This window comes from Mycobacterium sp. 5-140-3-2 (genome assembly GCF_035666375.1).
Lineage (GTDB): Bacteria > Actinomycetota > Actinomycetes > Mycobacteriales > Mycobacteriaceae > Mycobacterium > Mycobacterium intracellulare.
This window is the reverse complement of sequence record NZ_CP142025.1, coordinates 4,247,935-4,259,914: the sequence shown is the minus strand read 5'-3', so window position 1 is coordinate 4,259,914 and position 11,980 is coordinate 4,247,935. Positions and strand designations below refer to the sequence as shown.

The 11,980-nt window shown below is 68.9% G+C and carries 12 protein-coding genes; 7 read left to right on the top strand and 5 right to left on the bottom strand.

What is annotated here, in order from left to right; translation table 11 throughout:
• The 7 genes from P6281_RS19830 to P6281_RS19800 all read left to right on the top strand — a co-directional run bounded on the left by P6281_RS19830 (position 1) and on the right by P6281_RS19800 (position 5,781).
• Positions 1–603, top strand: a complete 603-nt coding sequence (locus P6281_RS19830) for a TetR/AcrR family transcriptional regulator (protein ID WP_008259472.1) — start codon at positions 1–3, stop codon at positions 601–603.
• Positions 600–1,472, top strand: a complete 873-nt coding sequence (locus P6281_RS19825; RefSeq protein ID WP_202349326.1) for an SDR family NAD(P)-dependent oxidoreductase — start codon at positions 600–602, stop codon at positions 1,470–1,472. The genes P6281_RS19830 and P6281_RS19825 overlap by 4 nt, the downstream gene beginning before the upstream one ends.
• Before the next feature lie 158 nt (positions 1,473–1,630).
• Positions 1,631–2,578: a DUF4129 domain-containing protein gene (locus tag P6281_RS19820; protein WP_095562863.1), complete on the top strand. Its 948-nt coding sequence runs from the start codon at positions 1,631–1,633 to the stop codon at positions 2,576–2,578.
• Positions 2,575–3,057, top strand: a complete 483-nt coding sequence (locus P6281_RS19815) for a hypothetical protein (RefSeq protein WP_095562862.1) — start codon at positions 2,575–2,577, stop codon at positions 3,055–3,057. Before P6281_RS19820 ends, P6281_RS19815 begins: the two co-directional genes overlap by 4 nt.
• 19 nt (positions 3,058–3,076) lie before the next feature.
• Positions 3,077–4,054: an AAA family ATPase gene (locus tag P6281_RS19810; protein ID WP_136245174.1), complete on the top strand. Its 978-nt coding sequence runs from the start codon at positions 3,077–3,079 to the stop codon at positions 4,052–4,054.
• A 7-nt stretch (positions 4,055–4,061) separates the two neighbouring features.
• Complete coding sequence (locus P6281_RS19805; RefSeq protein WP_014942748.1) at positions 4,062–5,324, top strand: DUF58 domain-containing protein; 1,263 nt, start codon at positions 4,062–4,064, stop codon at positions 5,322–5,324.
• Entirely contained in the window at positions 5,317–5,781 is a 465-nt protein-coding gene (locus P6281_RS19800; protein WP_014380857.1) for a hypothetical protein, read from the top strand. Before P6281_RS19805 ends, P6281_RS19800 begins: the two co-directional genes overlap by 8 nt.
• 19 nt (positions 5,782–5,800) lie before the next feature.
• On the opposite strand, the gene nuoN is transcribed toward P6281_RS19800, so the two are convergent.
• The 5 genes from nuoN to P6281_RS19775 are packed head-to-tail and all read right to left on the bottom strand — an operon-like array spanning position 5,801 to position 11,969.
• Positions 5,801–7,390 (bottom strand): NADH-quinone oxidoreductase subunit NuoN, encoded by a 1,590-nt coding sequence (gene nuoN, locus P6281_RS19795; protein WP_014385575.1) that lies wholly within the window; start codon positions 7,388–7,390, stop codon positions 5,801–5,803.
• On the bottom strand, positions 7,387–8,967 hold the full coding sequence (locus P6281_RS19790; RefSeq protein WP_014712170.1) for an NADH-quinone oxidoreductase subunit M: 1,581 nt from the start codon (positions 8,965–8,967) through the stop codon (positions 7,387–7,389). Before P6281_RS19790 ends, nuoN begins: the two co-directional genes overlap by 4 nt.
• Before the next feature lie 5 nt (positions 8,968–8,972).
• Positions 8,973–10,874 carry an NADH-quinone oxidoreductase subunit L gene (nuoL, locus tag P6281_RS19785; RefSeq protein WP_014383100.1) on the bottom strand — a complete coding sequence of 634 codons (1,902 nt, stop codon included), beginning with the start codon at positions 10,872–10,874 and terminating at the stop codon, positions 8,973–8,975.
• 10 nt (positions 10,875–10,884) lie between these two features.
• A complete protein-coding gene (nuoK, locus tag P6281_RS19780) occupies positions 10,885–11,184 on the bottom strand; it encodes an NADH-quinone oxidoreductase subunit NuoK (RefSeq protein WP_008259456.1) in 300 nt (99 codons plus the stop codon).
• The gene (locus tag P6281_RS19775) at positions 11,181–11,969 is read right to left on the bottom strand and encodes an NADH-quinone oxidoreductase subunit J (RefSeq protein WP_201408018.1); all 789 of its coding nucleotides are present in this window, start codon (positions 11,967–11,969) and stop codon (positions 11,181–11,183) included. The genes nuoK and P6281_RS19775 overlap by 4 nt, the downstream gene beginning before the upstream one ends.
• Between the last annotated feature and the right edge of the window lie 11 nt (positions 11,970–11,980).

Genomic DNA, 11,980 nt, shown 5'->3' with positions numbered 1-11,980 from the left:
ATGAAAGCAGACCCGTCCGGCCTTGACAAGGCCCCCGGCGCCGGCCGCCCGCGCGATCCGCGTATCGACTCGGCCATCCTATCGGCGACCGCGGAACTGCTTGTCCAAACGGGCTATTCAAACATCAGTCTGGCCGCGGTGGCCGAGCGCGCCGGCACCACGAAGTCGGCGCTGTACCGGCGGTGGTCCAGCAAGGCCGAGCTGGTGCACGAGGCGGCCTTCCCCGTGGCCCCCACCGCGCTGGAGGCGCCGGCCGGGGATATCGCCGCCGATACGCGGATGATGATCGAGGCCGCCCGCGACGTGTTCACCACCCCGGTGGTGCGCGCCGCGCTGCCCGGCCTGGTGGCCGACATGACGGCCGATCCCGCGCTCAACGCGCGGGTGATGTCGCGATTCGTGGACTTGTTCGCCGCGGTGCGGGTGCGGCTGCGCGAGGCCGTCGACCGGGGCGAAGCCCATCCCGACGTGGATCCGGATCGCTTGATCGAGTTGATTGGGGGAGCGACGATGCTGCGGATGCTGCTGCGCCCGGAGGAAGAGCTCGACGACGCGTGGGTGGAGCAGACCACGGCCATCGTCGTGCACGGCGTGCGGCGATGACGGGCCGGCTCGCCGGGCGCGCCGCGATCGTCACCGGTGCCAGCCGCGGCCTCGGTCGAGCGATCGCGTTGGCGCTGGCCGCCGAGGGCGCGGCGGTGGCGGTCGCCGGGCGCACCGAAGAGGTCTGGGATGACCGGCTGCCGGGAACGATCGGTGAGACGGTCGCCGACATCGAGGCCGCGGGCGGACGCGCCGTCGCGGTGCGCGCCGATCTGACCGACCGCGACGAGATCGCCCGGCTGGTGGACTCGGCGCGAGATGCGTTGGGCCCGATCGCGATTCTGGTCAACAATGCGGCGTTCACCGCGCCCGGCCGCCCGCCGGCGCCCGGCGGCGAACCGCGCCCCAAGCCCGCCAAACCGCCGAGCGGCGCCGCCAGGCCCGGCTGGCCGGGGTTCGTCAGTACGCCCTTGCACGCGTATCGCCGGCATTTCGACATCGCGGTGTTCGCGGCTTACGAGCTGATGCAGCTGGTGTGCCCCGACATGATCGAGGCGGGTGGCGGGTCGATCATCAACATCACCTCGGTCGCGTCGCGACTGCCCGGTGATGGCCCGTACGCCGACCGCAGCGGCGGTGTGCTGCCCGGGTACGGTGGGTCCAAGGCGGCGCTCGAGCATCTAACCCAATGCGCGGCATTCGATCTCACCGACCACAACATCGCGGTCAACGCGCTGTCGCCGTCCAAGCCGATCCTCACACCGGGGCTTTCCTACTACGCCCGCAACTTCGACGACACCGCGTCCGCGGATGAATTCGCCCGCGCTGCAGTGGAATTGGCGCTCGTCGACCCCGGCAAGGTCACCGGACGCACCATCGGGCACCTACAAGTGCTCGACGGCAGTTTCCGGCCGTTCGCGCTGGACTGAGCCGGGGCGGTCGATCGCACTCCGGCGAAGCCCGGACCACGCCACCGACGCTATCGAACGCCAGTCCTGGCCCTAGGGCCGCCTGACGTGCAAGTATGAGCAAAGCCAGTGCCGCAACGGCGGCAGGCAACCGGTTGAGTGGTGTGCCCATGCCTGGTATGGACAAGCCGACAGGGCGGGTCGTGGCCCTGATCGTTCTCCTACTCGTGGTCGCGGCCGCCCTGCGCGGGTATTTCCCGGCTCAGCAGCATGCGGCCCGCAGCGAGTCGGGGGGCCGGGCGGCCATGGTGTTCGTGGTCGCCATCCTGGCGGCGACGCTGGCCTTGGTCGCGATCGCGGTCGTCGCGCGGTTGCGAGACCCCCGTGCACCCGCGCCGTCCGCCGGGGCGCTGTCCGACATGCTGGGCACCGGGAGGGGCCGACCGAGCTGGCGGGTGTTGCTGATCGGCCTCGCGGTGATCGTCGCGTGGCTGCTGATCGTGATGCTGCTAAGCAGGCTCCTGGCGCCCCACGGCATCGGCCCGGCTCCCTCCCCATCCGAGACCGGCGGCCAGCCGCCGTCGGGGCATGGCGGCTCGCCGCCACCACCGCAGCAGCAGCACCGGCCGCGCGACGGTTCCCAGAGCATGCTCGGCGTGCTGCTCGCCAGCACGGCCGCGATGTTGTTCGTGATCGTCGCCGGAACGGTCGCCACGGCGAGGCGACGGCGGCACCCGATCGCACTCCGCATCGCCGACGAGCCGGCCGAATCCCCGGCGGCCGCGGCGCCGCCGCGGTCGCTGGCGCGGGCCGCCGAGCGTGGGCTGGCGGAGATGACGGACCTCAGCCGCGAGCCGCGCGAGGCGATCATCGCCTGCTACGCCGCGATGGAACGCGAACTCGCGCATGTTCCCGGGGCCGTCCCCCAGGACTTCGATACCCCGTCCGAGGTGTTGGCCCGTGCGGTCGAACGCCATGCCCTGCATGCCGATAACGCCGTACAACTGGTGAACCTGTTCACCGAGGCGCGGTTCAGTCCGCACGTGATGAACGAGGGACACCGCGACGTGGCGGTGCGCGTGCTTCGATTGGTCCTCGACGAACTCCGATCGCTGAGCGTCGCATGAAAAAGACCGCGACCCTAGGAGTTTGCCTCATCATCGCCATCGAACTGCTGACGCTGACGCAGCATGACCGCCGACTCGTGTTGGCGGCCTCCGGTATCGGGCTGGCCGTGGTACTGCTCGGCCTGCGGCGCAAGCTGGGACGCGGGCCCGAGGCCGGCACCGAGCCCGAGGCCGACGACCTCGGGGATTCGTTGCGCCGCTGGCTTTCCACCACCGAGACGACCATCCGCCGGTCGGAGGCCACCCGGGCCGACTGGGACCGGCATCTGCGCCCGATGCTGGCCCGACGGTACGAAATCGCCACGGGCCAACGGCAAGCCAAAGATCCCGCCGCCTTCCACGCGACCGGCCGAATGCTCTTCGGTGTCGAGCTGTGGGACTGGGTCAACCCCAACAACGTCATCCGCAACGGTGACCGCCAGCCGGGGCCGGGCCGGGCGGCGCTGGAAGAGATTCTGCGAAAGTTGGAGCAGGTATGACAGGGGGCGCGATCCAGAAATGACGCTGCCGGTAGCAGCCACGACCGCACACTGCGAGGCGATCCTCGACGAAATAGAACGCGTGGTGGTGGGCAAGCGCGCCGCGCTCAAGCTCATCCTGACCGCCGTTCTCGCGCGCGGTCACATCCTCATCGAGGACCTGCCGGGCCTGGGCAAGACGCTGATCGCGAGATCCTTTGCGGCCGCGCTGGGGCTGCAATTCACCCGTGTGCAGTTCACCCCCGACCTGCTGCCGGCGGACCTGCTCGGGTCGACGATCTACGACATGCAGTCGGGGCGCTTCGCGTTCCGGCCCGGACCGATCTTCACCAACCTGTTGCTCGCCGACGAGATCAATCGCACGCCACCGAAAACCCAGGCGGCGCTGCTGGAGGCGATGGCCGAACGACAGGTCAGCATCGACGGCGAAACACACCAGCTGTCACGGCCTTTCATCGTGCTGGCCACCGACAACCCGATCGAGTACGAGGGCACGTATCCGCTGCCCGAGGCGCAGCTCGACCGATTCGCGATCCGGCTGGAACTGCGGTATCTCTCCGAACGCGACGAGACCTCGATGCTGCGGCGGCGCCTCGAACGCGGATCGGCCGAGCCGACGGTCAATCAGGTCGTGGACGCGCACGACCTGCTGGCGATGCGGGAATCGGTCGAGCAGGTGACCGTGCACGAAGACGTCCTGCACTACGTGGTCTCGCTGGCCAACGCGACGCGGCACCACCCGCAGGTCGCGGTCGGAGCCAGCCCGCGCGCCGAACTCGACCTGGTCCAGCTCGCCCGCGCCCGCGCGCTGCTGCTCGGCCGCGACTACGTGATCCCCGAGGACGTCAAGGCGCTCGCCACCGCGGCGGTCGCGCACCGCATCACCTTGCGCCCGGAGATGTGGGTGCGAAAGATCCAGGGCGCCGACGTCATCGGGGAGCTGCTGCACCGGCTGCCGGTGCCGCGCACCGGCGCGAGCCCGGGGGACACCGGATGAGTCCGGCGTGACGCAGGGCCGCGAGATCGAGTTTCGCTGGCGCGCATCGGGATTGACGCGCGCGGTTGCCACCTGCGCGGGGTTCGCGATGGCCGCGGCCGTCATCGGCGCCCGGTGGCAGCTGATCGCGTTCGCGGCGCCGCTGCTCGGCGTGCTGTGTTCGATCAGCTGGCAGCGGCGGGTGCCGGAAATTCGCGTGCACGGCGAGCCTGACGCCCAGCGATGCTTCGAAAGCGAGCAGGCGCACCTGCGGGTGTGGATCAGCGGGGAAGAACAAGGGTTGTCGGCCGCCCGGCTCACGGTCCCGGACGTGGAGGGGATGGAGCTCGAGATCGCCGATGCCGATGCGGGCCGGGCGAAGACGGTGGCGGCCACGGCGCAGCGCTGGGGACGGTACCGGATCGCGGCCCGCGTCGAGGTGATCGCACGCGGTGGGCTGCTCACCGGCACCGGCGTTGTCGACGCCGCCGAGGTCATCGTGTTTCCGCTGACGCCGCCGCAGGCCACGCCCATCCCGCAGATCGAGTTGCTCGACCGGCTGGGCGCCCACCTGACCCGGCACGTCGGCCCCGGGGTGGAATACGCCGACATTCGTCCCTACGTGCCGGGAGACCAACTGCGCGCGGTGAATTGGCCGGTGAGCGCGCGCCGCGGCCAGCTGCACGTCACGGAGCGGTTGACCGACCGCGCGGCGGACGTGGTCGTGCTGATCGACGGGTATCGGCAGCCGGCGGGTCCGGCGACCGTAGCCACCGAACGGGTCGTCCGGGGCGCGGCGCAAGTGGTGCAAACCGCCCTGCGGCACGGTGATCGGGCCGGGATCGTCGCGCTCGGGGGCAACCGTCCGCGCTGGCTCGGCGCCGACATCGGGCAGCGCCAGTTCTATCGGGTGCTCGACACCGTGCTCGGTGCCGGTGACCGATTCGAGCGCACCACGGGCACGCTGGCGCCGCGCGCGGCGGTGCCTGCCGGGGCGATCGTCATCGCGTTCTCCACGCTGCTCGACACCGAATTCGCTCTCGCCCTCATCGATCTGCGGAGGCGGGGCCATGTCGTGTTGGCCGTGGACATCCTCGACAGTTCGCCGTTCGAAGACGATCAGGATCCGTTGGTCGATCGGATGTGGGCGCTGCAGCGCTCCTCGATGTATCGCGACATGGCCACCGTCGGTGTGGACATCGTGTCGTGGCGGGGCGAGAGCGGCCTCGAGCAGTCGATGGGTGTGCTGCCCGATCGCCGCCGCCGGGTGCGCGGGAGGCTGCGTGGATAGCGGTGGTGCGGGCGCGCTGGGTCGGCTGGGCTCGCCCGCGTTCGCGACCGGGTTCGGTCTGCTCATGGTGGGATCGGCGGCCGGGGGCTCGCACGGTTTCGCCGTGGCCGCGTGGGTGGCGGCCCTGGTTTCGGTGGGCGCGGGGACGGTATTCCGGTTCGCCGCAACGGTTGCCGTGCTGCTGGCGGTCGTGACGGTCACGCTGTCCGATCCGCCGGTCGTGTTCGTCGCGCTGTCCGGATTGTGCGCGGCCGCCTACCTGGTGTGCCGCCATGCGGCCGGCGCGGCCGCCCCGGTGGTGCTGAGCAGCTGGCCGACGGCCGTTGCCGCGGTGGGGTTTACGTTCGCCGGGTTGGTCGCAACGTCGTTCCCGTTGCAGTTGCCGTGGTTGCCGTTGGCCGCCCCGCTGGGTGCGCTGGTGATCTACCTGCTGGCGATCCGGCCGTTCTTGGCCTGAGCGCCGACGTCGGTCACCGTCAGTGCAGCAGGTGCGCGGCGTGATCGGCCAGGTCGAGCAGCGGCTGCGGGAAGATGCCCAACACCACGGTGACCGCGGCGCAGACCGCGATCGCGGCCTTGCTCAGGATGCCCGGCGCCACCACGTGCGGGGTGTCCTCGGTGGCTTCGGTGAAGAACATCGACACGATCACCCGCACGTAGAAGTAGGCGGCGACACCGCTGGCGACCACACCGACGATCACCAGGGGCGCGGCGCCCCCCTGGGCGGCGGCCTTGAACACGGCGAGCTTGCTGACGAATCCACTGGTCAGCGGGATGCCGGCGAACGCCAACAAGAACATCGAAAACATCACGCCCACAATGGGGGAGCGCTGTCCCAGCCCGGCCCAGTGCGACAGCGCGGCATCCTCGACACCGTCGTCGTCGCGAATCAGGCCCACGATGGCGAACGCGCCCACGGTGCTGAAGCTGTAGGCGAGCAAATAGAACAACGTGGAGGAAAGCCCGGTGTGGTTGTCGGCGATGACGCCGGTGAGGATGAATCCGACGTGGGCGACCGAGGAGTAGGCCAGCATCCGCTTGACGTCGGTCTGGTTCACCGCGGTGATGGTCCCCACCACCATGGTCAGGATGGAAATCGTCCACAGCACCGGCCGCCACTGGTCATGCAGCGGCGGCAGCGCCACGTAGATCACCCGAAGCAGCGCGCCGAACGCCGCCACCTTGGTGGCCGCCGCCATGAATCCCGTGATCGGGGTGGGGGCGCCCTGGTACACGTCCGGAATCCACGAGTGGAACGGAACGGCGCCGACCTTGAACAGCAGGCCGACCGACAGCAGTGCGACACCGACCAGCGCCAGCGAGCTGTCGCCGCGTGTGGTCAGCGCATCGCGGATACCGGTCAGCAGCAGCGTGCCGGTCGCGCCGTAGAGCAGCGCCACACCGTAGAGGAAGAAGGCCGACGAAAACGCGCCCAGCAGAAAGTATTTCATGGCCGCTTCCTGCGACAGCAGGCGACGGTGGCGGGCCAGGCCGCACATCAGGTACAGCGGCAAGGACAACACTTCCAGCGCGACGAACATCGTCAGTAGGTCGTTGGACGCCGGAAAGACCATCATGCCGCCGACCGACAGCATCGCCAGCGGGAAGAGCTCCGTCTGGGCGGCTCCGGCCCGCTCGGCCTCCCGCTCCGCGTCACTGTCGGGCACCGCCGACGCCTGCGGGGTGAACGAGTCCAGGCCTCCCGTGCCGCCGGCGCCCGTTGCGACGGAAACCTTGCTCTCCGTTTTGGTTTGGGTCCGTTCGGCGATGAAGATGACGGCCATCACCGCGACCAGCAGCACGGTGCCCTGCAGGTACAGCGTCGGACGGTCGATGGCCATGGCGCCCAGGACCGCGGCCCGCCCCGAGCTCTTGATCGAGCGGCTCACGGCGACGACGGCGACGAACGCCGCGATCAAGCCGCCGAGGGCCAGCGTCACCTGGCCGGCGTAGCGGATGCGCCTGGGCAGGAACGCTTCGGCGAGGACCCCCACCACGGCGATGCCGAACACGATGAGGGTCGGGGACAGCAGGAAGTACTGGATGCTGGGGGTGGGGAGGGTCATCGCGGTCCTTCAGCGGTCCGGGCTTGGGCCGGCCTGGGATTGCCCACCGGCACCGTTGGTTTGGGGTCGTGCTGGCCGATGGTGGTCATGGTGTTCTCGACGGCCGGATTGATGATGTCGAGGACGGGCTTGGGATAGATCCCGAGCACGAGCAGCAGCGCGATCAACGGTGCGACGACGATCAATTCGCGCGCCCTCAGGTCGCCGATCTTCTCGTTGCCGGTGGCCACCGGCCCGGTCATCACGCGCTGGTAGAGCCACAGCATGTACACGGCCGACAGCACCAGCGCGGTGACGCCGAATCCGGCGGCCAGCCAGTACCGGTTGAAAGTTCCCAGCAGGACCAGGAATTCGCTGATGAACGGGGCCAGGCCGGGCAATGACAGGGTGGCCATGGCGGAGACCAGGAAGGTGCCCGCCAAGATGGGCGCCACCTTCTGCACGCCGCCGTAGTCGGCGATCGCCCGGCTGCCGTGCCGCGAGATCAGGAAGCCGGCGATCAGGAACACCGCCGCCGTGGACAGCCCGTGATTGAGCATGTACAGCGTCGACCCGCTCTGGCCCTGGCTGGTCATCACGAAGATGCCGAGGATGATGAACCCGAAGTGCGAGATCGACGTGTAGGCGATCAGGCGCATGATGTCGGTCTGGCCGATGGCGACGATCGCCCCGTAGACCACCCCGATGACCGCCAGCACGACGATCAGCGGGCGGAAATACGTTGAGGCATCGGGGAACAGCTGCAGGCAGTAGCGCAGCATGCCGAAGGTGCCGACCTTGTCCATCACGGCCATCATCAGCACCGCGGTGGCCGGGGTGGCCTCGACCGCGGCGTCGGGCAGCCAGCGGTGGAACGGCCACAGCGGGGCCTTGATCGCGAACGCGAACATGAAGCCCAGGAAGAGCGCCTTGAACACCGCGGAATCCGCCCCGTAGCGCCCGGAGGCGACGCCGGCGACGATCTCACGGAAGTCGAACGTGCCCGACCCGTGCTGCGAGGTCACCACATACAGCCCGATCACCGCGGCCAGCATGATCAGCCCGCCGAACAGGTTGTACAGCAAGAACTTCACGGCCGCACGTGAGCGGCCCGACCCCCCGCCGAAGCCGCCGATCAGGAAGTACATCGGGATGAGCATGGCTTCGAAGAACACGTAGAACAGCAGCACGTCCAACGCGATCACCGAGATCAGCACCATGGATTCGATGGCCAGCGTCAGCGCGACGTAGGCGTGCACGCCGCGCGTGCGCTGGCCCCCGTCGTTCCAGCCGGCGATCTGCAGCACCGGGATCAGCACCGCGGTCAGCAGCACCAGCACCACCGCGATGCCGTCGACGCCCAGGGTGTAGCCGGCCCCGAAAGCCGGGATCCACTGGTGCTTTTCGACGAACTGATACGGGGCGCCGCCGGTCTTGAACCCGAGGGTGACGACGATCGCGACCGCCAGGGTCGCGACGCCGAACACCAGGCCCGTCCACTTGGCGAGCTGCCGCAGCCCGGGTGGCATCAGGATGATCAGCACGGCTCCGGCCAGCGGCACCAGCCACAGCACGCTGAGCCATGGAACCGAGGTCATCGGGTTCACCACAGTTTCACCGCCAGGATCAGCGCGACCACCAGCACCGCGCCCGTCAGCATCGACAGTGCGTAGTTGCGGGCGAAGCCGGTTTGCAGGCCCCGCAGCCGATTCGACGCCTGGCTCACGAGCGCCGCCAGCGCGTTGACCGAGCCGTCGACGCCCGCGTTGTCGACTTCGACAAGCGCGTGGGTCAGTTGCGCACCGGGGCGCATGAACACCTCCTCGTTGAGGGCATCGCCGTAGAAGTCCTTGCGGACGGCCGACGTCAGGGGCGAGACCGACAGGGGGGCCACCCGGGGGATGTCCGCGGTGGCGTAAAGCCGGTAGGCGACGGCGATCCCGATGGCGACCACACCCAATGCCAGCGCGCTGCTGACCCAGACCGGGAACGCGTGGGTGACTTCTTCGTGTTTCCCGACGACCGGTTCGAGCCAGCGCGCCAAGGTGCCACCGACCGCGAGCAGGCCGCCGGAGAACACCGAGCCGATCGCCAGCAGGATCATGGGCCACGTCATCAGGCCGGGCGCCTCGTGCGGGTGGGCGCCGGGCGCCCAGCGCTTTTTACCGAAGAAGGTCATCAGCATGACGCGGGTCATGTAGAACGCGGTGACGCCCGCGCCCAGCAGCGCCGCCGCGCCCAGCACGTAACCCCGGACGCCGCCGGCGGCCAGCGCCGCCTCGATGATGGCGTCCTTGGAGAAGTAGCCCGCGAAGGGCGGCACACCGATGATCGCCAGGTATCCCAGGCCGAACGTGGCGAACGTGATCGGCAGCGCGGCGCGCAGGCCGCCGTAGCGGCGCATGTCCTGCTCTTCGTCCATCGCGTGGATCACCGCGCCGGATCCCAGGAACAGCCCGGCCTTGAAGAAGCCGTGGGTGAGCAGATGCATGATCGCGAACGCGTAGCCGGCCGGACCCAGGCCCGCGGCCAGCACCATGTAACCGATCTGGCTCATCGTCGAGGCCGCCAGCGCCCGCTTGATGTCGTCCTTGGCGCAGCCGATGAAGGCCCCGAGCAGCAACGTGACCGCACCCACGACGACCACCGCCAGTTGCGCGTCGGGCGAGAGGTTGTACAGCGGGTTGGACCGCACGATCAGATACACCCCGGCGGTCACCATGGTGGCGGCGTGGATCAACGCGGACACCGGGGTGGGGCCCTCCATGGCGTCACCCAGCCAGGCCTGCAGCGGCACCTGCGCGGATTTGGCGCAGGCGCCCAGCAGCAGCAACAGCCCCATCGCGGTCAGCGCGCCCCGCCCTGCGGCCGGCGCCCCGGCGAACACCCCGGCGTACGACAGCGTGCCGAAAGTGCTGAACATCAAGAACATTCCGAGCGCCAGCCCCGCGTCGCCGACCCGGTTCATCACGAAAGCCTTCTTGGCGGCGGTGGCGGCGGTCGGCTTGTGGTACCAGAACCCGATCAGCAGGTAGGACGCTAGGCCCACCCCTTCCCAGCCGACGTAGAGCACCACGTAGTTGTCGGCGACCACGAGCAGCAGCATCGAGGCGAGGAACAAGTTGAGGTAGCCGAAAAAGCGCCGGCGGTCGGGGTCTTCGGCCATGTAGGCGACCGAATAGATGTGGATCAGCGAGCCGACCCCCGAGATCAGCAACACGAAACAGACCGACAGCTGGTCGATCTGGAGCCCGAGGTCGACCTGGAGCTGGCCGACCGGGATCCAGCTGAACACCTTTTGGTGGATGACGCGGTCGTCGGCGGGGCGGCCGAGCAACTCGCCCAGGAGGCTCAGGCCCAGGGCGAATGCCGCCAGCGCAGTGGCGCAGCCCAGCCAATGCCCCCAGCGGTCGGTGCGCCGCCCGCCGAACAGCAGGATGGTGGCACCCGCCAACGGCAGCGCGACCAGCAGCCAGCTGTATTGAGTCCCAATAAGATTCGTCACGTGGCGCTCTTCAGCCTTTGAGTAGGTTCGCGTCGTCGACGGACGCCGATTTGCGGGCACGGAAAATGGTCATGATGATGGCCAGGCCGATGACCACCTCGCAGGCGGCCACCACCATCGTGAAGAACGCGATCATCTGTCCGTCCAGGTGGCCGTGCATCCGCGCGAACGTGACGAACGCGAGGTTGACGGCGTTGAGCATGAGCTCGACGCACATGAACATCACGATGGCGTTGCGGCGCAGCAACACACCGGCGGCCCCGATGGTGAACAGCAGCGCCGAAAGGTACAGGTAATTAGCGGGATTCACGACGGACCGCCTTGTGACAGACTCGAGCTTGCCTCGGGGGACGGGGTTTTCTTGCCGTCGGCGCCGCGGCTTTGCAGCATCGGCGACACCGACAGCTTCGAGTACGAGCCGTCCGGCAGCAGCGCGGCCACGTCGACGGCGTTGTGGCGGGCGTAGACGCCGGGGCCGGGCAGCGGGGTGGGGTGCCCGCCGGGCCGGAATCGTTCCTGGGAGAGCTCGCGTTGCGTCTTGCGGCGTTCGAAACGCTCGCGATGCGCCAGCACCATGGCCCCGACGGCCGCGGTGATCAGCAATGCGCTGGTGAGTTCGAATGCCCACAGGTAGCGCGAAAAGATCAGCGCCGCCAGCCCTTCCACGTTGCCGGCGGCGTTCGCGGTGGTCAGCCCGGCGAAGCCGCCCGCGGCCACGTCGCCGATGGCGGCGATGAGCAGGATGCCGAATCCGACACCGGCGGCCACCGCGGCGACGCGCTGGCCCCGCAGCGTCTCCCGCAGCGATTCGGCGGAGTCCACGCCGATGAGCATGAGCACGAACAGGAACAGCATCATCACCGCGCCGGTGTAGACGACGACCTGAACGACGCCCAAGAACAACGCGTCCTGGATCATGTAGAACACCGCCAGGATGATCATCGTCATGGCCAAAAACATCGCCGAGTAGACGGCGTTGACCGCCAACACCACCCCGAGCGCACCGATCACCGCCAGCGCCCCCAGCACCCAGAACGTCACCGCTTCGCCGGTGGAGGTTCGAGCGATGGTGTCGTGGGCGAAACTGGAGGCCATCACGGACGTGA

Bases quoted from the DNA above. Each gene is read 5' to 3' on its own strand.
- P6281_RS19830 (WP_008259472.1), top strand. From the start codon at position 1: ATGAAAGCAGACCCGTCCGGCCTTGACAAGGCCCCCGGCGCCGGCCGC.
- P6281_RS19825 (WP_202349326.1), top strand. From the start codon at position 600: ATGACGGGCCGGCTCGCCGGGCGCGCCGCGATCGTCACCGGTGCCAGC.
- P6281_RS19820 (WP_095562863.1), top strand. From the start codon at position 1,631: ATGGACAAGCCGACAGGGCGGGTCGTGGCCCTGATCGTTCTCCTACTC.
- P6281_RS19815 (WP_095562862.1), top strand. From the start codon at position 2,575: ATGAAAAAGACCGCGACCCTAGGAGTTTGCCTCATCATCGCCATCGAA.
- P6281_RS19810 (WP_136245174.1), top strand. From the start codon at position 3,077: ATGACGCTGCCGGTAGCAGCCACGACCGCACACTGCGAGGCGATCCTC.
- nuoN (WP_014385575.1), bottom strand. From the start codon at position 7,390: ATGACCCTCCCCACCCCCAGCATCCAGTACTTCCTGCTGTCCCCGACC.
- P6281_RS19790 (WP_014712170.1), bottom strand. From the start codon at position 8,967: ATGACCTCGGTTCCATGGCTCAGCGTGCTGTGGCTGGTGCCGCTGGCC.
- P6281_RS19775 (WP_201408018.1), bottom strand. From the start codon at position 11,969: ATGGCCTCCAGTTTCGCCCACGACACCATCGCTCGAACCTCCACCGGC.